Genomic DNA, 20,389 nt, shown 5'->3' with positions numbered 1-20,389 from the left:
CGTTCGTCCTGAGCCAGGATCAAACTCTCCGTGAATGATTACCGGTAATCCGGTTCACACCCGCGGTGAGCGGCACGGCAACCACCGGAATAGGGTGATCCCGCGCACTGCGTCCTCGCTAGTGTTATTTCAAAAGGAATCTCCAACCCCAGAGAATCTGAGGCCGGGGATGTCAACATATCTGGCGTTGACTTTTGGCACGCTGTTGAGTTCTCAAGGAACGGACGCTTCCTTCGAGCCGCCTTCCAGCGGGCCCTCCGGGCGCTTCGTTCTTTCGTGTTTCCAGCTTACCAGATGTTTTCCGTGCCGTTCCCGGCGCTTCCTTCATCCAACTCGCTGGTGTCTTCTGCGGCTTGACGCCCCGTCCGACGTTCCAAACTCTAACCGATCCCCGCTCCGAAAAGCGAATCCAGCCGCAATCCCCAAAAACAGGCACACCAAATAAACCCTGAGCCGGAACGCGTCGAAACAAATAACGACACGCCTCGGCCCGTAACCGGGAAGAGGTGGTGTTTCAGAGGATTGGCCGCCCCGGGACCGTCCGCGCCGATGCGTGTCCGGTGCTCCCTGCCGAGCGACTAGAGAACACTACGCCCGTTCGGGGGCTGAGGCAAACGGCCTACTCGGACGATACGGGTGCAGAGCGCGCGGCCGGCCTTCACGTACTCACCGTTGGGGTGGTCATTGCCGGTGACCCAGTGGCGGGCGGTGGCCTCGTCCCGGCCGCCGGCGCGGTGGCGGCCGAGGAGACGGGCCTCGCGGACCGCGTCGTCCGTCTCCACGTACCAGAGTTCGCGCAGCAGGCGCCGGGCCTCCGGCCAGGGGTGGTCGGCGGCGGCGAGGTAGTTGCCCTCGGTGATGACGAGGCGGGCGTGCGGGTGGACCACGTGCCGGGCGGCCACCGGCTCGTCGAGGTCGCGGTCGAAGTCGGGGACGTAGATGTCCTGGAAGCGGTCGGTGGCGACCCGGCGGAGCAGGGCGACGTAGCCGTGCGCGTCGAAAGTGGCGGGTGCGCCCTTGCGGTGGCCGAGGTCGAGACGGTCGAGTTGGGCGCCGGAGAGGTGGAAGCCGTCCAGCGGGAGGTAGGCGGCGCTGCCCGGGCCCTCGTGGCGCTCGACCTCGGCGACGAGGTGCCGGGCCAGGGTGGACTTGCCCGCGCCGGGCGGGCCGGCGAGTCCGAGGATGGTGCGGGCGTTGCTGCCGGGGCCTCGCAGCAGGCCGCGGGCGATGGCCGCGACGCTGTCCGCGTCGAGGTCGGCCATGACGGAGGTCCCGGTGGGTCGGTCCGCGTTCATGGGCGAACCCTACTCAGCGTTCGGCGAGGGCGGGCAGGTCCAGGGTGAGGGTGCCGGCGTCGGCATCGAGCAGGGCGGGGACGCCGAGCGGGACGGTGAGGGTGGACGGGCCGTGGCCGAAGCCCAGTTCCCAGATGATCGGTATGCCGAGCGGTCCGAGGCGGTCGAGCATGACGTCCCGGACCCGGTCGAGCGGGCCGCAGCCCTCCCAGGAGCCGAGGGCGATGCCGGTGACGCCGTCGAAGGCTCCGGAGCGCAGGAGCTGGGTGAGGAGCCGGTCGAGCTGGTAGGGGTGCTCGTTGACGTCCTCCAGGACCAGGAGGTGGCCGGCGTAGGAGGGGCGGGCGGCGGGGGTGCCGCGTTCGGCGGCGAGGACGTGGGTGCAGCCGCCGGCGGTGATGCCGCGGGCCCGGCCGGGGACGAGGGCGGTGGCGGTGGCCGAGGTGAGGACGGTCGTGGCGGCGGGTTCGAAGAGGGTGCGGCGCAGGTGTTCGGCGGTGGGGCCGTCCTCCAGGAAGGTGGCCGTGGCGCTCATCGGTCCGTAGAGGGTGGCGATGCCGAGGCGCTGGGCGAAGGCCTCGTGCAGGGAGGAGACGTCGCTGTAGCCGATCAGCACCTTGGGTGGGACGGCGCGCAGGGCGTTCCAGTCGAGGAGGTCGACCATGCGGTGCACGCCGTAGCCTCCGCGGGCGCACATGACGGCGTCGACGGTGGGATCGAGCCAGGCGCTCTGCAGGTCGGCGGCGCGGTCGGCGTCGGTGCCGGCGAGGTGGCCGAGGACGGGGTGGGTGTCCAGGACGTGCGGGGCGACGGTGACGCGCAGGCCCCAGGAGCGCAGCAGGGCGGTGCCGGCGGCGAGCCGCCGGGGGTCGATGGGGCCGCTGGTGGCGACCACGGTGACGTGGTCCCCGGGGCGGAGGTGCGGCGGGCGGGTCAGTCCTCGGCCGGGGGTGGTCGGGTGCTGGTCCATGGCCGGGTTCCTTCCGGGGTGCGGCGGCGCGGGTCGGGGTGGTCCCGGGGCCGGCGCGGAACCGGCCCCGAGAGGTTATGCCCCTGACGCGTTCACAGCGATCCCATGACCTCGCGCACTTCGGCGAGGGTGGCGTCGGCGATCACGTTGGCGCGTTCGGAGCCGGCGCGCAGGACCTCGCGGAGGTGGCCGCGGTCGGCCGTGAGTTCGGCGCGGCGGGCGCGGATCGGGCGGAAGTACTCGTTGACGGCCTCGGTGACGGTGCGCTTGAGCGCGGCCGCGCCGCCGTCGCCGATCTCCTCGGCGACCTCCTCGGGGGTGCGGTCCTGGCAGAGGGCGGCGAGCAGGAGGAGGTTGGAGACCTCGGGGCGGCCGGCGGGGTCGTAGGAGATGCGGCGGTCGGCGTCGGTCTTGGCGCCCTTGAGGAGCCGTGCGGTGGTGTCCTCGTCGGCGGCGAGCGGGATGGAGTTGCCGCGGCTCTTGCTCATCTTGCCGCCGTCGGTGCCGAGCAGCAGCGGGGCGGCGCCGAGCAGGGCCCGGGGGCGGGGGAAGACGGTGGTGCCGTCGAGGTGCGGGTAGCGCTCGTTGAATCGGCGGGCGACGGTGCGGGCGACCTCCAGGTGGGGCAGCTGGTCCTTGCCGACGGGGACCAGGTCGGCCTTGCAGAAGAGGATGTCGGCGGCCTGGTGGACGGGGTAGGTGAGCATCAGTCCGTTGACGGCGGCCTGGCTGGAGTGGGCGATCTCGTCCTTGACGGTGGGGTTGCGGTGGAGTTCGGCGACGCTGACCAGGCTGAGGAAGGGCAGCAGCAGCTGGTTGAGGGCGGGGACCGAACTGTGGGTGAAGATCGTGGCGCGTTCGGCGTCGATGCCGGTGGCGAGGTAGTCGAGGACGAGGTTCTCGGTGTGCTCGGCGAGGCGGTCGGCGAGGTCCCGGTCGGTGATGACCTGGTAGTCGGGGATGACCAGGAACATCTCGACGCCCAGGCGCTGGAGGCGGACCCGGTTGCGGAGGCTGCCGAAGTAGTGGCCGAGGTGGAGCGGACCGGTGGGGCGGTCGCCGGTGAGGACGCGGTGGGCGCCCGGGTCGGTGCGGATGCTCGCGTCGAGGTCGGCGAGGTCGTCGGGGTCTGCGAGGTCGGCGGACTCGGCGAGGTCGGCGGCGGCGGTGGTCGTGGTCACGGGGTGTCTCTCCTCGGTACGGCGGTGGTGGTGGCCGTCCGGGGCTCGGGGCCCGTCCCGTCGGAGAAACGCGACAGGGCCGTCCATCCCGGACGGCCCTGGTCAGGCGTGGCTGGTGGCCGTCCTAGGACGGCCACCAGCTGAGACCTGCGAAGCGCTTCATGGGTTCGAGGATAGCGGCTGCCCAACCGCCGTTCGACTCCTCGGTCGTGATCAGTCCTCGACGACGAGGGCGGGCGTGTCCTTGCGCAACGTCTCGCCGCGGAAGAACGCGGGCCGGTAGACGCCGTACACGGCCATGAGGACCGCGCCGAGCAGCAGGATGCCGACGCCGATGACGAACACGGAGCCGATGCCGAACACGGCACCGCTGCCGTAGTCCGGGTCCCAGGCGTCGGTGAGGGTCTGCAGGAAGACGCCGCTGAGCAGGATGCCGCCGAGCAGCGGGGCGATGCCCTTGACGACGAGGTCGCGCAGGCTGTCGCGGAGCGAGCGGCGGAAGTACCAGGCGCAGGCGAAGGCGGTCAGCGCGTAGTAGAAGCAGATCATCAGACCGAGGGCCAGGATGGTGTCCTGGACGACGTTCTCGCTGATCACGCTCATGCCGACGTAGAAGGCGGCGGTGGCGATGCCGGCCGCGACGGTGGCGAAGCCGGGGGTGCGGTAGCGCGGGTGGACGGTGCCGAAGCGCGGCGGCACGGCGCGGTAGGCGCTCATCGCGAGCAGGGTGCGGGCGACCGGGATGAAGGTGGTCTGCAGGCTGGCGGCGGCGCTGGCGACGACGGCCACGAAGAGCAGGATGCTCCACGGGGAGCCGAGCACCGGGCGGGCCAGGGCGGCGAAGACGTTGTCGGCGGTGTCGGGGTTGCCGAGGCCGGTGCCGGTGGTGCCGACGCCGGCGAACATCTGGGCGGCGATGGCGACCAGCAGGTAGGAGCCGACCAGGGTGACCATCGAGATCATCGCGGCCCGGCCCGGGGTCTTGGCGCTGCCGCTGGTCTCCTCGTTCATGGTGAGGCAGGTGTCCCAGCCCCAGTACATGAAGATCGACAGGGAGAGGCCGGCGGTGAACGCGCTGAAGGAGCTCACTTCCAGCGGGTTGAGCCAGGAGGCGGAGAAGCCGACCGAGTGGGGCAGGTCGCCGGCGGCGGCCTTGGCGATGGCGATGCCGGAGAACAGCAGCAGGACGGCCAGTTGGAGGCCGACCAGGCTGTACTGGAACCACTTGGTGGCCGTCATGCCGCGATAGCTCATCGCGGTGGCGGCGGCGATCAGCACGACGACGGTGGCCAGGTGCACGGCCTTGTTGTCGTTGAGGTCGGCGACGGCGCCGCTGCCGGTCATCTCGCCGAGCATGAGGTACAGGAAGTCGGTGGCCACCCCGGCGAGGTTGGACAGCACGATGATCGTGGCGACCGTCAGACCCCAGCCGGCCATCCAGCCGACCCGGGGACCGAACGCCTTGACCGTCCAGGTGAAGGACGTGCCGCAGTCCGGGAAGTCCTTGTTCAGCTCCTTGTACGCAAAGGCGACGAGCAGCATCGGCAGGAAGCCGGCCAGGAAGACCGCGGGCATCTGGACGCCGACCGCGGTGACGGTCGGCCCCAGGGTCGCGGTCAGGCAGTAGACCGGGGCGACCGTGGAGACGCCCAGGACCACGCTGCTCAGCAGGCCGACGGAGTTGCCCCGTAGGCCCTTGTCCCCCGCTGCCCCCGTCGCCCCCGCCGCCCCCGCCGAAGCGGCGCCGGGGACTCCACCACTGGCGCCACTGACCGGGGCACCCTGCGGAGCGGCGGGCGCCGTTGCCCGGCCGCTGCTTCCGTGCTCTGAGAGCTGCTGATCAAACACCACCGCACCCTAGGTGCGGGTACTGAAGGTTGAGTAGGCCAACCTCAGGTGATCTGAACCACTCCCTTCGATTTGCCCAGGAACGCCCAACCGTTGACCTGTGATGCATGGACCGTTAAGGCGTGTACCTTTATTTCGAAGGGTCGTTACCGAATTGATTTGTCGGAAGTGTTGTGGTTTGACACGATTCGTGACGCGGTCCCGTCCTCGGGCGATGCGGCGCAGAGACTTCGGGGGCCGTCGGATAGGTTTGCCTCACCTAACTTCGACGCCCCGTCCCTGAAGGAGTGCCGCGTGTCCCCCACCCCCGGCCGGCCGACCGACCCCCGCCCCACCCGCCGGAAGCTGCTCACCGCGGCCCTCACCGGCGGAGCCGTGCTCGGCATCGGCGGGCTGCTCACCGCCTGCGGCAGCTCGGGCGGCTCCGGCTCCGACGGTCCGGGCTCCGGTGCCTCCGGCTCCGGCGACGGGACGGCCAAGCCCTCCGGCGGCTCCACCCCGGACCAGAAGTCGGTCAAGCAGGGCGGTGACGACTACGCCGCCGTGATCGAGAAGATGAAGGGCTTCGGCACCGACGCCGCACCCGGCGTCTACCCCCGCACCGTCAAGCACGCGATGGGCGAGACCGTCGTCCCCGCCAAGCCGGTCCGGGTCGTGGTCCTCGACACCGGCGAACTCGACAACGTCGTCTCGCTCGGCGTCCAGCCGGTCGGTGTCGTCCACACGGACGGCTCCAAGACGATGCCGTCCTACCTCAAGGACAAGGCCGGCAACCCCGCCAACGTCGGCACCATCAACAGCCTCAACCTGGAGGCCATCGCCGCGCTCAAGCCCGACCTGATCCTCGGCAGCCAGCTGCGCGCCCAGGACCAGTACGAGCAGCTCTCCAAGATCGCGCCGACCGTCTTCTCGCTGCGCCCCGGCTACCCGTGGAAGCAGAACTTCCTGCTCAACGCGAGCCCGTTCGGCCTGGAGGCCGAGGCCAGGGCCCAGCTGGACGCCTACCAGGCGGCGGCCGCGGCGATCGGCGCCACGCTCGGCGACAAGCGGCCGACCATCACGCCGCTGCGCTTCATGCCCGGCAAGACCCGGCTCTACGCGGAGCTGTCCTTCATCGGCACCATCCTCACCGACGCGCAGCTGCCGCAGCCCAAGATCGAGCAGGTCAAGGAGCTCGCGGTGGAGATCAGCCCCGAGCAGATCGACAAGGCGGACGCCGACTGGGTCTTCTACGGCGTCTACGGCACGCCCAGCTCCACCAACCAGGACGCGGTGCTCGGCGGGGCCCTGTGGAAGACGCTCGGTGCGGTCAAGTCCGGGCAGGCCCGGCCGGTCCCGGACGAGACCTGGTTCCTCGGCCTCGGCGTGGCCGCGGCCAACGTCGTCCTGGCCGACCTCAAGGGCTTCGTGGCGCCCGGCGCCTGACCGGCCCTCTCCCGGGGGGGGTGCTGGGCCGCTGGGACGGCCAGAAGGGCTGGGACCCCTGGGACTTCTGGGGTTGTCGGGACGAACGGGACGAACAGGGCAGGACGGTGGCGTGGGGCGCACGAGGCGGAAAGCCGCTTGGAGGAGATCGCCCGGTGCGGGAGGATCGACGGCACCGAACCGTGAAGGGCCCGTGCCAATGACCACGCTCGACCAGACCGCCGCCGACCGGTCCCCGTCGGCCCCCGCCGCCGCGATCACGCCGTCGGCGCCCATCCGCCCGGACGCGGCCGGGAACGCCGCGGGGGCGGACGGCGCGAGCCGTTGCTCGATCGCGGCGGCGGGGGCCGACGGCTGGACGGGTGGCTCCGTGCCCAGGCCGCGCGGCGGCGGCCGGTCCGGCGGGCCGGTCGAGCCGGACGCCGCTGCGGGGGACGTGGCCGGGCCGGAGCGCGCGGACGGCGGTGACGGTCGCCTCGAGGGTTTCGTCCGGCTCCAGCAGCCGCCGGCCGCCCGGGACCGGACCGTCCCCGTCCTGCGGGCGGCCCAGGAGGAACTGCGCACCGTCGCCACCCGGCGCCCGGCACCGTCGCGGCGGCTGCGCCGGATGCACCCTCGGGCGGCCGGACCCCTCCCACCGGAGACCACACCCTCCGGCCCGGCGCCGACGTCGAACGTGCCGTCCGTTCCCGGACCGCGCACCGATGACGACCGGACCGGGACGGAGACCGGTACCGCCACCGGAGCCGCCACCGTCAGCGGGACCGGCACCGTCAGCGGGACCGGCACCGTCAGCGGGACGGGCACCGGCACGCGGTCGGTGGCGGGCGCCGAGGCACCGTTGGGCGTCCTGATCAGCGGCACCCCGCACCAGCCGGAGGCCGTGGGACGCCTCGGACCCGCGGGGCTGCCCGGGCGGGCGGAGGAACGGCCCGCCGTCCGCGCCACCGCCGAACTCGTTCGGCTCGGCAGGGGAACCTGTCTGGTGGTACTGCCCGCCTGGCGGCCCGCGATCGCCGTGTCGGTGCCGACCGAGCACCTGCTGAGCGCCACCGGCCTCGCCTACGAGCGGCTGGCCGGGGCGCAGCTCTCCGTCGTGATCAACCCCGGTGCGCTGCACGACCGGGAGCTGGAGCCGCGGGACTGGCAGGCCGGTCCCGCCGGGCGCACGGGCCGGCGCGGCGGACGCCGGACGGTCCAGCCGGGCCCGGCGCGGGTCGACCGGGCCTGAAACGGGCGGCCGGGTCAGGCCTGGGCGGGCCGGGCGTTCGGGATGTAGCCGAGGTCGACGGGCTCGGGTGCGCGGCGCTCGGTGAGCCAGCCCTCGCGGACGGCCGACAGTAGGTCGGGCAGCCGGGGCGGCCAGAGGGCGTCCGCGTTCGGGTCGGCGAGTTCCGCCGGGGTCCACCAGCGCCAGTCGAGGATCCGGTCGGCGGCGTGCATCGCGCTGACGTCGCCGACCGGGCCGCGGTGCGGGCCGCTGGCGAGGTAGATGTGCTCGTGCTGGCGGACGGGTGTGCCGTGCCAGGTGAAGTCGTGTTCCCAGGTGCAGAGCAGCGGGCCGGGTTCGAGGTCGGACCAGCCGGTCTCCTCCCAGAGCTCGCGGCGGGCTCCCGTCCGCGGCGTCTCGCCGGGCTCGATGCCGCCGCCCGGCATGGTCCAGTGCACGCCGACCTCGCTGTTGTCCGAGCGCAGGAGGAAGACGGAGCCCGCTTCGTCCAGGACGACCGTGCGGGCCGCCTGCCGAGGGATCCTTCGCGCGTTGCGCCACAGGTTTCGCATCGGGTCACTCTCGCAGCGGGCGGCTCCGGCCGTCGAGCGGATTGCGGCGGGCGGGTCGGGGCCGGTCGGCGGGGCCGCCGGGACGGGCTGCCGGGCGGCTCGCCGGACAGGCTCGTCCGTGCGGGTCCAGGCCTGTGACGTCGGGGTTTTGACGGCCTGTCGACCCATCGGTGGCCTTACCCTGACGCCCATGCCCGCACCAGCCTTCCTCCTCCCCTCCCATCCGCTGGACCCGCGCCGGGTCGACCCGCAGTTCGCCTGGGAGGCCAGGCTGCTGCGCGACCTGGGCGGCGAGCACCATCTGGTCGACCACGACGCGCTGCTCGCGGGCGACGCCCGCGCGGCCGTCCACCGCGTGCCGGCGGGGCGCGGGCCGTTCTGGTACCGGGGGTGGATGCTCCCCTCCCCCCGGTACGCGGACTTCGCCGCCGCCCTGGCGGAACGCGGCGGGCAGCTGTTGACCAGCCCGCCCGGGTACGCCTCGGCGCATGAACTTCCGGGCTGGTACGAGGTGTTCGAAGGCGCCACCCCACAGAGCGTCTGGCTGCCGATGCCGGACGCCGGGGCCGGGGCTGAGGCCGGGACGGGGACGGGGACGGTCGGAGCGGAGCGGTTGGCGCCGGCCGTAGCCCGGCTCGGCGGGCAGGGGCCGGCGATCGTCAAGGACTATGTGAAGTCCCGCAAGGACGAGTGGGACGAGGCCTGCTACATCCCGGAGTTGGCGGATCTGCCGGCCGTCGAACGGGTGGTCGCGCGGTTCGTGGAGCTGCAGGCCGAGCACCTGGCGGGCGGTGTGGTGCTGCGGCGGTTCGAGGAGTTCACCCGGGTGGGGTGGGATGCCCGTGGCGCCGCGTCCCCGACCGGCGGCGGCTCCGAGGGCGCCGCGGACGGGGACCGGGACGCGGACCGGGACGGGCGGCGGCGGGCGGTGGAGGCCCGGGCGTGGTGGCTGGACGGCGAGCCGGTGCTGGTCGGGCCGCACCCGGACCTGCCCGGCTGCCCGGCCTCCCCCGACCTGTCCGTGGTCCGGCCGCTGGTGCGGGCGCTGGGCTGCCGGTTCGTCACCACCGACCTCGCCGAGCGGGCCGACGGCTCCGGCTGGCGGGTGGTCGAGGTCGGGGACGGGCAGGTGAGCGAGCTGCCTCGCGGGATCGACCCCTCGGGGCTGCTGATCGCACTGCTCGCGGCGTGACCGGGACGGCGTGACGGCGCGGCGGGCCCGTTTCCGGTGCCCGCCGCCCCGCTGTCCCCTCAGACCGCCGCCCCGCCGTCGCGCTGTTCGGCCGGACCGCTGTTCGGCCTGTTCGGACCGGTTATCCGACGATCGCGTCCGAGGCCGGTACGGCCGCGGCACCGCGGCCGTCGGCACCACCATGCCCGCCCTCCGCGACGAACGCCTGCCAGAGCCGGGTGTACGCCCCGCCCCGGGCGAGCAGTTCGGTGTGCGTGCCGTCCTCGATCACCCGGCCGTGGTCCAGCACCACGACCCGGTCGGCGCGCTCGGCGGTGGTCAGCCGGTGGGCGATGACCAGCGTGGTGCGGCCGCCGCTGAGCCGGTCGGCGGCGTGGTTGACCGCCGCCTCGGTGGCCAGGTCGAGGGCCGCGGTGGCCTCGTCCAGCAGCAGGACGTCCGGATCGACCAGCTCCGCCCGGGCCAGCGCGATCAGCTGGCGCTGGCCCGCCGAGAGGTTCCGGCCCCGGCCCGCGACCTCGTGGTCGTAGCCGCCGGACAGCCGGACGATCATGTCGTGCGCGCCGACCGCCCGGGCCGCCGCCTCCACCTCGGCCGCCGAGGCGTCGGGCCGGCCGTACGCGATCGCCTCGCGCACCGTCCCGGCGAACAGGTAGGCCTCCTGCGGCACCACGCCGAGCCGGTGGCGGTACTGCGCGAGGTCGTAGCGGGTCAGGTCCACGCCGTCGACCCGCACGGTGCCGGCCGTCGCGTCGTAGAACCGGGCGACCAGCTTGACCAGGGTGGACTTGCCGGCCCCGGTCTCGCCGACCAGCGCCACCGTCTGCCCGGCGGGGATCCGCAGGCTGACGTCGGTCAGGACGTCCGGGGAGCCGTCCGCGCCGCCGTTGTAGGCGAAGCCGACGTGGTCGAACTCGATCTCGCCGCGCAGTCCGGCCGGGACGGGCACCGGGTCGGCGGCCACCGCGGTGCTGGTCGGGGTGCGCAGCAGCTCGCGGATCCGGCCCAGGCCCACCGCCGCCTGCTGGTAGCCGTCGAAGACCTGGGAAAGCTGGTTGACCGGCGCGAAGAACAGGTCGATGTAGAGCAGGTACGCCACCAGCGCGCCGACGGTGAGGGTCCCGGCCTCCACCCGCGAGGCGCCGACGATCAGCACCAGCGCGGCGGCCACGCTGGAGAGGAACTGCACGAACGGGAAGTACAGCGAGATGTAGAGCTGGGCGCGGACACGGGCGTCCCGGTAGGCGATGCCGCGGGCGACGAAGCGGTCCGTGTTGGTGTCCAGCCGGCGGAACGCCTGGACGATCCGCATGCCGGCCACGTTCTCCTGCAGGTCGGCGTTGACCGTGCTGATGAGGTCGCGGGAGATCTCGTACTGGGCCTTGGACTTCCGGCGGAACACCAGGGTCGCCACCACGAGCAGCGGCAGCACCGCGAAGACGGCCAGGGCGAGCCCGGCGTCGATCACCAGCAGGGCCCCGAAGATGCCGAGGAAGGTCAGCAGGCTGACCACGGCGGTGACCACGCCGGTCTGCAGGAAGGAGGTGAGCGAGTCCAGGTCGGTGGTCATCCGGGTCATGATCCGGCCGGACAGCTCGCGCTCGTAGTAGTCGAGGCCGAGCCGGTTGAGGTGGGCGAAGATCTTGAGCCGGAGCGAGTAGAGCACCCGTTCGCCGGTGCGGCCGCTGACCCGGTTCTCGGCGCTCTGCACCAGCCAGTCCAGCAGGACGACGGCCAGGGCGGCGAGCGAGGCGACGGCGACGCCGGTCATGACGCCCTTGCTGACGCCGTCGTCGATGCCGTGCCGGATCAGGATCGGCAGGACCAGGGCCGCGCCCGCGTCGAGGGCGACCAGCGCCAGCGCGAGGGCGAGCGGCGCGCGGAAGGGGCGCAGCAGGCGGCGGAGGCTGAAGTCGGCGTCGCCCCGCTCGGCCTCGGCGCGGGAGATGGCCGGGGTGTCGGCGGCCGGCGGGAGGGCGGCGACCTTGGCGAGGAGGTCGGGTGCGGCTGTGCGGGCCGCCTTGGCCAGGGCCGGGGTGGGCATCGCGGGGGGTGCGGGCGGAGCGGCGGCGGGGGCCGTCCCGGCCGGGTCCTTCGGCCGTGCCGGGTCGGTGCCGTTCGTCGGGTCGGTCGCGTCCGTCGGGTCGGTGCCGCGCGTCGGTTCGGTCGCGTCCGTCGGCTTCGGCGGGTTCGCCGGGGCCTTCGGGTCCTCGGGGTCCGCCGGGTTCGGCGCGGCGGGGGCGCGGCCGGCCTCGGGGTCGGTGATCAGGGCCCGGTACCGGGGACATCGGGCTTCGAGTTCCTCGTGCGTGCCGAGGTCCAGCAGCCGGCCCTGGTCGAGGACCGCGATCCGGTCGGCCAACTGGAGGGTGGAGCGGCGGTGGGCGATCAGCAGTGTGGTGCGGCCGGCCATGACCGAGCGCAGCGCGTCGTGGATCTCCGCCTCGATCTGCGGGTCGACGGCCGAGGTGGCGTCGTCGAGGAGCAGGATGCGGGGGTCGGTGAGGATCGCCCGGGCCAGGGCGATGCGCTGGCGCTGGCCGCCGGAGAGGGTGAGTCCCTGCTCGCCGACCTTGGTCTCGTAGCCGTCGGGCAGGGCCCGGACGAACTCGTCGGCCTGGGCGGCGCGGGCGGCGGCGACGATCTGCTCGTCGGTGGCGTCCGGTCGCCCGTAGGCGATGTTGGTGCGGACCGTCTCGGAGAAGAGGAAGCTCTCCTCGGGCACGATGCCGACGGCCGCCCGGACCGAGTCGAGGGTCAGGTCGCGCAGGTCGTGGCCGTAGAGGCGGACGGCGCCGGCCGCCGGATCGTAGAACCGCGGCACCAGCTGCGCGACGGTGGACTTGCCCGAGCCGGACGCGCCGACCAAGGCCAGGGTCTCGCCGGGGGCGAGGCGCAGACTGAGGCCGTGCAGGACGGGCGCCGGGTGCTCGGGGTCGTAGCGGAAGCCGACCCGGTCGAACTCCAGCGCGACCTCGGTGGTGAGCGGGCCGACCACGCGCGGGCCCGCAGACCCGGTCGCGGTCGCGGTCCCGGTCCCGGTCATGGCGGTTCCGGGGTCCTCGGTGTCGGGACCCTCGACGCCGGGGGCGGCGGCCGGTTCCCGGGTGAGGTCGAGGGTGACGGCGTCCGGGCGCTCCCGGACCAGCGGGCGCTCGTCGATCAGCTGGAGCACGCGCTCGACACCGGCCCGGGCCTGCTGGCCGACCGTGATGACCATGGTCAGCATCCGGACCGGACCGGTCATCTGGGCGACGTAGGTGGAGAAGGCGACGAAGGTGCCGAGCGAGACCTGGCCGTCGACCGCCAGCCAGCCGCCGAAGGCCAGCACCGCGACCTGGGCCAGCGCGGGGATCGCCTGCATGGCGGGGTTGTAGCGGCTGTTGAGCCGGATCGAGCGGAGCCGGGCCGCGAAGAGGTGGCGCGAGGCCGCCTCCAGCTTGTCCAGCTCCTGGGCCTCCTGGCCGAAGCCCTTGACCACCCGCACGCCGCCGATGGCCTCGTCGACCACGCCGGCGACGGCGGCGGCCTCCTGCTGGGCCGCCCAGGTGGCGGGGAAGAGCCGCTTGCGGCTGAGCGTCGAGACCCACCACAGCGCCGGGGCCATGACCAGAGCGACGAGGGTGAGCGGCGGCGAGAGCCAGATCATCACGCCAAGCGACATGGCGAACATGATCAGGTAGCCGGTCATCATGGGCAGCATCGAGAGCAGCCCGTTGATCAGCTGGAGGTCGGAGGTCGCGCGGCCGACCACCTGGCCGGTGTCCAGGCGGTCCTGGCGGTGGCCGTCGAGCCGGCCGAGCGACCGGAAGAGGTCGGCGCGCAGGTCGTGCTGGACGTCGACGGCCAGCTGCCCGCCGTAGTAGCGGCGGACCTGGGTGCAGCCGAACACCACGGCGGCGGCCAGCAGCAGGGTCACGGCCCACGGGGCGAGCGGGCGGGTGTGCGCGGTGATGACGTCGTCGATGATCACCTTGGTGACCAGGGGCACCAGGGCGGTGACGGCCATACCGAGGAGCGAGGCCCCGAAGGCGAGCAGCACGCTGCGCCGGGAGCGCCAGCAGTAGCCGAGCAGCCGTCGGAGCCAGCCCCGGCCGTCGGATTCGTCGGGGGCGTCGGGGCCGCCGCCTTCGCCACCGGTGGTGGCGGCGGTACGCGTGCCGGTGCCGGTGTCGGTGTCGGTCGTGGGGTCCGCGGACGGGCCCGGTCGGGCGTGCCCTTCCCCGGACCCGCCCGGGGTGTCGGTTCGGGTGCCGCTCGGGGAAAGCTCCACCGTAGATCCGTGAGTCTCAGGCATATTTAGGGATGCTAACCATTCCGTCGGGTGGCCGCCATGGAGTTTCAGGCCAGGGCGAGCCGGAGGTCCCGGCCCGACGGAGGGGGCAACAGCCCGCAACCTGCGGTGATTCCCGACGGAGCCGGGGCGGCGCGCCCACCACCAGGGTCGCCGACGGACCCGGGAAACGCCCACCGCCCACCGGCGCAGGGCGCCGCCTCCCTTGGTCCTAGGCCGTCGGGACGAGCCCGCACCGGCCCGGACCCCGCACGGGTCGACCCTGCGGTTGGCCCTGCGGTTGGCCCTGCGGTCGGTCCCTCGGTCGGTCCCTCGGTCGGTTCCGCGGCCGGTTCCGCGACCGCCCCTCCCCCGGACGGCGCAACGCGAACCGACGGGATCCGGGCTCAGGCGCGCCCGGCCCCGGCGGCGGCCCGCGCGGTGTCGGCGGCGACGGCGGCGGCGGCCGCCGAGAAGGCCCCGTGCGCCAGGTCGTGCAGCAGCCCAGCCATCGCGTCACGCGGGAGTCCGGCCCGCTCGTCCCCGTGGGCGGGGTTGGGGCCGTGGCTGTGCGGGGTGGAGTTGATCAGCCCGAAGACGGCGTGCACGGACGCCCGGGCGACCGGCTCGGCGGACGGGGCGGCGAGCGGCGGGTAGGCCTGGCGGACCACGTCGACCCAGAGCTCCACGTAGGCGCGCTGGAGGCGGCGGACGGTCCGGCGGTCCTCCTCGCGGAGGTTGAGCAGCTCGCGGTCGTGCAGGGTGATCAGGTCGCGGTCGTCGAGCGCGAAGTCGACGTGGCCGCCGACCAGCGCGTCCAGCGCGGCGGCCGGACCCTCGCTGCCGCCCGCCCGGCGCCGGCCCTCCTCCAGCAGCCGCTCGCTGATGCCGACGAGCAGGTCGGCGAGCATGGCGTCCTTGCCGGCGAAGTGCCGGTAGAGCGCGGGGCCGCTGATCCCCACCGCCTTGCCGATCTCGTCCACGCCGACACCCAGGAAGCCCCGGGCCGCGAACAACCGGGCAGCCTCCTTGCGGATCTGGTCGCGACGCGGGAGCCCGAAGGCGGGTGGAACATTCGGCATGCGGCCCATCGTAGACAGTGGGGTTATCGGTCGTTAACCTGGGCGGCGGAAGTTAACGTTCATTAACGTGTGGGGGTCGCGGGCTCACCAGCCCCTCCGGCCCACCTGCCGCCGAGGGCAAGGGAGCTCTTGGGATGGTCATCTCCACCGCCGGCGCGCCCACCGGCATCAACGGCAACGCCGCGGCCGGCGCCCCTGGCGCCACCGCACCGGCCCCCCGGCTTGGCACGGCCGCGGACCCCGGCTCCGAGGCGTACCGGACGAACACCGCCGCCCACCGGGCCCTGGTCGCCGAGCTGCGCGAGAAGCTCGGCACGGCCGCGCTCGGCGGCGGCGCCAAGGCCCGCGCCCGGCACACCGCGCGCGGCAAGCTGCTCCCCCGCGACCGGGTGGACACCCTGCTCGACCCGGCCTCCCCCTTCCTCGAACTGGCCCCGCTGGCGGCCGACGGGATGTACGACGGGGCCGCCCCGGCCGCCGGGGTGATCGCCGGCATCGGCCGGGTCGCCGGGCGCGAGGTGGTCGTGGTCGCCAACGACGCCACCGTCAAGGGCGGCACCTACTACCCGATGACGGTCAAGAAGCACCTGCGCGCCCAGGAGGTCGCGCTGGAGAACCGGCTCCCCTGCGTCTACCTGGTCGACTCCGGCGGCGCCTTCCTCCCGATGCAGGACGAGGTCTTCCCGGACCGCGACCACTTCGGCCGGATCTTCTACAACCAGGCCCGCCTGTCGGCCGCGGGCATCCCGCAGATCGCCGCCGTGCTCGGCTCCTGCACGGCCGGCGGCGCGTACGTCCCGGCGATGAGCGACCAGGCCGTCATCGTCCGCAACCAGGGCACCATCTTCCTCGGCGGGCCGCCGCTGGTGAAGGCGGCGACCGGCGAGGTGGTGACGGCCGAGGAGCTCGGCGGCGGCGACCTGCACTCGCGGACCTCCGGCGTCACGGACCACCTGGCCGAGGACGACGCCCACGCCCTGTCCATCGTCCGCACCATCGTCGCCGGGCTGGGCCCGCGCCCGGCCCGCCCGTGGCCGCTCGCCCCGGCCGAACCGCCGGCCGTCGACCCGGCCGGCCTGTACGGGGCCGTCCCGGTCGACCCGCGCACGCCCTACGACGTGCGCGAGGTGATCGCCCGGCTGGTCGACGGCAGCCGGTTCGCCGAGTTCAAGGCCGAGTACGGCGCGACCCTGGTGACCGGGTTCGCCCGGATCCACGGCCACCCCGTGGGCATCGTCGCCAACAACGGCGTGCTGTTCGCCGAGTCCGCCCTCAAGGGCGCCCACTTCATCGAATTGTGCGACCAGCGGGGCATCCCCCTCCTCTTCCTGCAGAACATCACCGGGTTCATGGTCGGCCGGCAGTACGAAGCGGGCGGCATCGCCAAGCACGGCGCCAAGATGGTCAACGCCGTCGCCTGCACCCGCGTCCCGAAGCTGACGGTGGTGATCGGCGGCTCGTACGGAGCCGGCAACTACTCGATGTGCGGCCGGGCCTACTCACCCCGCTTCCTGTGGATGTGGCCGAACGCCAAGATCTCCGTGATGGGCGGCGAGCAGGCCGCGTCGGTGCTGGCCACCGTCCGCCGCGACCAGCTGGAGGCGCACGGCGAGCAGTGGCCCGCCGAGGCGGAGGAGGAGTTCAAGCGCCCCGTGCGCGAGCAGTACGAGCGCCAGGGCAACGCCTACTACGCCACCGCCCGGCTCTGGGACGACGGTGTGATCGACCCGCTGGACACCCGGACCGCGCTCGGCCTGGCACTCACCGCCTGCGCCAACGCCCCGCTCCCGGCGCCCGGCCCGTTCGGCGTCTTCCGCATGTAGCCCCCGGGCGGCGGCCCGCCGGCCCCGCCGCCTCCCCGGTGCCCGGCACCCACCCGGTGCCACCACCTCTTCGTACGGCTCCCCTCGACCCGGAGGAACGCCTCCCATGTTCGACACAGTTCTGGTCGCCAACCGCGGCGAGATCGCCGTCCGGGTGATCCGCACCCTGCGGCGGCTCGGCGTGCGCTCGGTCGCCGTGTTCAGCGACGCCGACGCCGACGCGCCGCACGTCCGCGAGGCCGACGTCGCGGTCCGGCTCGGCCCGGCCGACCGCAGCGACAGTTCCGCCGCCGAGACCTACCTGCGGACCGACCAGATCCTCGCCGCCGCCCGCCGGACCGGAGCCCAGGCCGTCCACCCCGGCTACGGCTTCCTCGCCGAGAACGCCTCCTTCGCCCGCGCCTGCGCCGACGCCGGCCTCGTCTTCATCGGACCTCCTCCCGCCGCGGTCGAGCTGATGGGTGACAAGATCAACGCCAAGGAGGCCGTCCGGGCCGCCGGCGTGCCGGTGGTTCCGGGCAGCCGGGCCACGGCGCCCACCGACGAGGAACTCGTCGCGGCCGCCGGGGAGATCGGCTACCCCGTGCTGCTCAAGCCGTCCGCCGGCGGCGGCGGCAAGGGCATGCGCCTGGTCCGCGACCCGGCCGACCTGCCGACCGAGATCGCCGCGGCCCGGCGCGTCGCCCGCACCGCCTTCGGCGACGACACCCTGCTGCTGGAGCGCTGGATCGACCGGCCGCGCCACATCGAGGTCCAGGTGCTGGCCGACGCCCACGGCACCACCGTCCACCTCGGCGAGCGCGAGTGCAGCCTGCAGCGCCGCCACCAGAAGCTGATCGAAGAGGCTCCCTCCGTCCTGCTCAACGCCGATACCCGCGCGGCGATGGGCGCCGCGGCCGTCCGTGCCGCCGAGTCCTGCGGCTACACCGGCGCCGGCACCGTGGAGTTCATCGTCCCCGGCGTCGACCCGGACTCCCCCGCCGACGACGAGGGCGTGCGCGACTTCTTCTTCATGGAGATGAACACCCGTCTCCAGGTGGAACACCCCGTCACCGAGCTCGCCGTGGCCGTGGCCGACACCGTCGACACCGTCGACACCGCCGCCGGCCGGCCCCGGCGGCTGGACCTGGTCGAGTGGCAGCTGCGGATCGCCGCCGACGAACCCCTCTCCTTCACCCAGTCCGACATCTCCTTCCAGGGCCACGCCATCGAGGCCCGGATCTGCGCCGAGGACCCGGAACGGGACTTCCTGCCCACCGGCGGACGCATCCTGCTCCTCGACGAACCGCGGGGCGAGGGCATCCGGGTGGACTCCGGAGTCGCCCCCGGGACCGTGATCACCAGCTCCTACGACCCCATGCTCGCCAAGGTCATCGCCTACGGGCCCGACCGTCCGACCGCGCTGCGGCGCCTGCGCGCCGCGCTGGCCGACACCCGGATCCTCGGCGTCACCACCAACACCGGCTTCCTGCGGCGGCTGCTCGCCCACCCGGAGGTCGCCGCCGGCCGGCTCGACACCGGCCTGGTCGAGCAGACGGCGCAGCAGCAGCCCGGGCTGCTCGCCTCGCCGTACTCCCCGGCCGCCGCCGTCACGCCGCCCGCCGAGCCCTCCGGCTCCCTGCCGCCGCAACCGCCGACGCCCGCCCACCTCCTCTACTACGCGGCCGCGCTCGCGCGGCACCTGGACCTCACCCCGGCCGCCGACGCCGACGGCTGGACCGACCCGTTCTCCCTTCCCTCCGGCTGGCGCCTGGGCGGCGACCCCGCCTGGACCACCCACCGACTCCGTACCCCCGGCCAGGACCCGGTGTCGGTGCGCATCCGATCGATCACTGCGGGCAACGTAGCCGACGCCACCGACAATCCGTCCGACCGCGCCCTGGAGGTCGAGATCCGGCTCGACTCCGGGCCGGTCCACCGGGCCCGGGCCGGCCGCTCCGGGGACCGCCTCCACCTGGCCGTCGACGGCCTGCGGACGAGCTTCGCGCTCGCCGCCGACGGCCCCGCCGCACCCGCCACCGGCCCGGTGACCTGGCTCGGGATCGACGGCGACGCCTGGCCGGTGCACACCCACGACGCGGTCGGCGAGAGCGCCGCCGGCACCGCCGCCCACCACGGGGCGCTGACCGCGCCGATGCCGGGCACCGTCACGGTCGTGAAGACCACGGCCGGGGAGGCGGTCCGCAAGGGCCAGCCCCTGCTCGTCCTGGAGGCCATGAAGATGGAACACGTGATCACCGCCCCGCACGACGGCACGGTGACCGAGCTGCGGGCCGCCACCGGCGCCACTGTGGCGATGGAGGAGCTGCTGGTCGTGGTCGCCCCCGCCGAGACCGTCCCGGCCCCCGCGGACGCCCCGGCCGAGGCCCCCGAGGCGGTGCGGTCGTGACCGCCCCCGCACCGAGAGACGCCGGCCCCGCCCGCGAACCGGACGCCCTCGACCTGGGCCTGCCGGCCCCGGTCCGCTCCCCCGGCCTGCCCGCCGAGGTGCGGATCCACGAGGTCGGCCCGCGTGACGGCCTGCAGAACGAGGGCACGCTCGTCCCCGTCGAGGTCAAGGCCGAGTTCATCGGCCGGCTCGCGGCCGCCGGTCTGCGCACCGTCGAGGCCACCAGCTTCGTTCACCCGAAATGGGTACCCCAGCTCGCCGACGCCGAGGAGCTGATGCCCCGGCTCTCCGACCTGCCGGACCGCCACCCGGGACTGCGCCTGCCGGTGCTGGTGCCCAATGAGCGCGGCCTGGACCGCGCGCTGGCCCACCACGCCACCGACGTCGCGGTGTTCGCCAGCGCCACCGAGACCTTCGCCCGCCGCAACCTCAACCGCTCGGCGGACGAGGCGATGGCGATGTTCCGCCCCGTGGTGGAGCGGGCCGCGGCGGCCGGCGTCCCGGTCCGCGGCTATCTGTCGATGTGCTTCGGCGACCCCTGGGAGGGGCCGGTCCCGGTCGCCCAGGTGGTCCGCTCCGGGGTGCGGCTGCTGGAGATGGGCTGCGCCGAGCTCAGCCTCGGCGACACCATCGGCGTGGCCACCCCCGGGCAGGTCACCGCCCTGCTCGACGGGTTCGCCGGGGCGGGGGTGCCGGTCGGCAGGCTCGCCGTGCACTTCCACGACACCTACGGCCAGGCGCTGAGCAACACGCTGGCGGCGCTGCGCTCCGGGGTCACCATCGTGGACGCCTCGGCCGGCGGGCTGGGCGGCTGCCCCTACGCCAAGAGCGCCACCGGCAACCTGGCCACCGAGGACCTGGTGTGGATGCTGCACGGACTCGGCATCCGGACCGGCGTCGACCTGCGCGCCCTGGTCGCCACCAGCGGCTGGATGGCGCGCCGGCTCGGCCGGCCGAGCCCCTCCCGCACGGTCCAGGCCCTGCTCGGCACCACCCCCGCCGGATCACCGGACTGACCCGCACCGGCCGGCCCGCGCACCGGGGCGGCCCCCTCGTACACGTCCGCTCATCACACCGTCCGCCCGGCACACCAGCACCGGCGGCCGTCGTCCCGACCACGCCCGCGCCC

The 20,389-nt window shown here is 73.8% G+C and carries 14 protein-coding genes; 6 read left to right on the top strand and 8 right to left on the bottom strand.

Annotated features, from left to right (window positions below):
• Nucleotides 1–578: 578 nt before the first annotated feature.
• From ACFU9E_RS21310 to ACFU9E_RS21295, 4 genes are all read right to left on the bottom strand, one after another.
• Entirely contained in the window at nucleotides 579–1,295 is a 717-nt protein-coding gene (locus ACFU9E_RS21310; protein WP_380689642.1) for a nucleoside/nucleotide kinase family protein, read from the bottom strand.
• Between the two features lie 13 nt (nucleotides 1,296–1,308).
• Nucleotides 1,309–2,265 carry an LD-carboxypeptidase gene (locus ACFU9E_RS21305; RefSeq protein ID WP_380689640.1) on the bottom strand — a complete coding sequence of 319 codons (957 nt, stop codon included), beginning with the start codon at nucleotides 2,263–2,265 and terminating at the stop codon, nucleotides 1,309–1,311.
• A 92-nt stretch (nucleotides 2,266–2,357) separates the two neighbouring features.
• The gene (gene trpS, locus ACFU9E_RS21300) at nucleotides 2,358–3,446 is read right to left on the bottom strand and encodes a tryptophan--tRNA ligase (protein ID WP_380689638.1); all 1,089 of its coding nucleotides are present in this window, start codon (nucleotides 3,444–3,446) and stop codon (nucleotides 2,358–2,360) included.
• Nucleotides 3,447–3,659: 213 nt separating this feature from the next.
• On the bottom strand, nucleotides 3,660–5,294 hold the full coding sequence (locus tag ACFU9E_RS21295; protein ID WP_380683306.1) for an APC family permease: 1,635 nt from the start codon (nucleotides 5,292–5,294) through the stop codon (nucleotides 3,660–3,662).
• Between the two features lie 294 nt (nucleotides 5,295–5,588).
• On the opposite strand from ACFU9E_RS21295, the gene ACFU9E_RS21290 reads away from it, so the two are divergent.
• Together ACFU9E_RS21290 and ACFU9E_RS21285 are read left to right on the top strand one after the other, a co-directional pair.
• Nucleotides 5,589–6,719: an ABC transporter substrate-binding protein gene (locus ACFU9E_RS21290; protein WP_380683305.1), complete on the top strand. Its 1,131-nt coding sequence runs from the start codon at nucleotides 5,589–5,591 to the stop codon at nucleotides 6,717–6,719.
• Nucleotides 6,720–6,918: 199 nt separating this feature from the next.
• Nucleotides 6,919–7,950 carry a hypothetical protein gene (locus ACFU9E_RS21285; RefSeq protein ID WP_380683304.1) on the top strand — a complete coding sequence of 344 codons (1,032 nt, stop codon included), beginning with the start codon at nucleotides 6,919–6,921 and terminating at the stop codon, nucleotides 7,948–7,950.
• Nucleotides 7,951–7,964: 14 nt separating this feature from the next.
• On the opposite strand, the gene ACFU9E_RS21280 is transcribed toward ACFU9E_RS21285, so the two are convergent.
• Nucleotides 7,965–8,501: an NUDIX hydrolase gene (locus ACFU9E_RS21280; protein WP_380683302.1), complete on the bottom strand. Its 537-nt coding sequence runs from the start codon at nucleotides 8,499–8,501 to the stop codon at nucleotides 7,965–7,967.
• Nucleotides 8,502–8,691: 190 nt separating this feature from the next.
• On the opposite strand from ACFU9E_RS21280, the gene ACFU9E_RS21275 reads away from it, so the two are divergent.
• Nucleotides 8,692–9,693 carry an ATP-grasp domain-containing protein gene (locus tag ACFU9E_RS21275; RefSeq protein WP_380683301.1) on the top strand — a complete coding sequence of 334 codons (1,002 nt, stop codon included), beginning with the start codon at nucleotides 8,692–8,694 and terminating at the stop codon, nucleotides 9,691–9,693.
• A 121-nt stretch (nucleotides 9,694–9,814) separates the two neighbouring features.
• On the opposite strand, the gene ACFU9E_RS21270 is transcribed toward ACFU9E_RS21275, so the two are convergent.
• From ACFU9E_RS21270 to ACFU9E_RS21260, 3 genes are all read right to left on the bottom strand, one after another.
• Nucleotides 9,815–13,768, bottom strand: coding sequence for an ABC transporter ATP-binding protein (locus tag ACFU9E_RS21270; protein WP_380683308.1), 3,954 nt, complete (start codon nucleotides 13,766–13,768; stop codon nucleotides 9,815–9,817).
• Nucleotides 13,769–14,034: 266 nt separating this feature from the next.
• Nucleotides 14,035–14,367 (bottom strand): PT domain-containing protein, encoded by a 333-nt coding sequence (locus ACFU9E_RS21265; protein ID WP_380683307.1) that lies wholly within the window; start codon nucleotides 14,365–14,367, stop codon nucleotides 14,035–14,037.
• Between the two features lie 6 nt (nucleotides 14,368–14,373).
• Nucleotides 14,374–15,048: a TetR/AcrR family transcriptional regulator gene (locus tag ACFU9E_RS21260; RefSeq protein WP_380683300.1), complete on the bottom strand. Its 675-nt coding sequence runs from the start codon at nucleotides 15,046–15,048 to the stop codon at nucleotides 14,374–14,376.
• 134 nt (nucleotides 15,049–15,182) lie between these two features.
• On the opposite strand from ACFU9E_RS21260, the gene ACFU9E_RS21255 reads away from it, so the two are divergent.
• The 3 genes from ACFU9E_RS21255 to ACFU9E_RS21245 all read left to right on the top strand — a co-directional run bounded on the left by ACFU9E_RS21255 (nucleotide 15,183) and on the right by ACFU9E_RS21245 (nucleotide 20,276).
• Nucleotides 15,183–16,871: a carboxyl transferase domain-containing protein gene (locus ACFU9E_RS21255; protein ID WP_380683299.1), complete on the top strand. Its 1,689-nt coding sequence runs from the start codon at nucleotides 15,183–15,185 to the stop codon at nucleotides 16,869–16,871.
• A gap of 106 nt (nucleotides 16,872–16,977) precedes the next feature.
• Nucleotides 16,978–19,260, top strand: a complete 2,283-nt coding sequence (locus ACFU9E_RS21250; protein WP_380683298.1) for an acetyl/propionyl/methylcrotonyl-CoA carboxylase subunit alpha — start codon at nucleotides 16,978–16,980, stop codon at nucleotides 19,258–19,260.
• Nucleotides 19,257–20,276, top strand: a complete 1,020-nt coding sequence (locus tag ACFU9E_RS21245) for a hydroxymethylglutaryl-CoA lyase (RefSeq protein ID WP_380683297.1) — start codon at nucleotides 19,257–19,259, stop codon at nucleotides 20,274–20,276. The genes ACFU9E_RS21250 and ACFU9E_RS21245 overlap by 4 nt, the downstream gene beginning before the upstream one ends.
• Nucleotides 20,277–20,389: the final 113 nt, after the last annotated feature.

The sequence above is a fragment of the Kitasatospora sp. NPDC057595 genome (assembly GCF_042800875.1).
Lineage (GTDB): Bacteria > Actinomycetota > Actinomycetes > Streptomycetales > Streptomycetaceae > Kitasatospora.
The sequence above is the reverse complement of the archived record's forward strand: the minus strand, read 5'-3'. Positions and strand labels throughout refer to the sequence as shown.

Bases quoted from the DNA above. Each gene is read 5' to 3' on its own strand.
- ACFU9E_RS21250 (WP_380683298.1), top strand. From the start codon at position 16,978: ATGTTCGACACAGTTCTGGTCGCCAACCGCGGCGAGATCGCCGTCCGG.
- ACFU9E_RS21280 (WP_380683302.1), bottom strand. From the start codon at position 8,501: ATGCGAAACCTGTGGCGCAACGCGCGAAGGATCCCTCGGCAGGCGGCC.
- ACFU9E_RS21275 (WP_380683301.1), top strand. From the start codon at position 8,692: ATGCCCGCACCAGCCTTCCTCCTCCCCTCCCATCCGCTGGACCCGCGC.
- ACFU9E_RS21310 (WP_380689642.1), bottom strand. From the start codon at position 1,295: ATGAACGCGGACCGACCCACCGGGACCTCCGTCATGGCCGACCTCGAC.
- ACFU9E_RS21285 (WP_380683304.1), top strand. From the start codon at position 6,919: ATGACCACGCTCGACCAGACCGCCGCCGACCGGTCCCCGTCGGCCCCC.
- ACFU9E_RS21260 (WP_380683300.1), bottom strand. From the start codon at position 15,048: ATGCCGAATGTTCCACCCGCCTTCGGGCTCCCGCGTCGCGACCAGATC.
- ACFU9E_RS21305 (WP_380689640.1), bottom strand. From the start codon at position 2,265: ATGGACCAGCACCCGACCACCCCCGGCCGAGGACTGACCCGCCCGCCG.
- ACFU9E_RS21255 (WP_380683299.1), top strand. From the start codon at position 15,183: ATGGTCATCTCCACCGCCGGCGCGCCCACCGGCATCAACGGCAACGCC.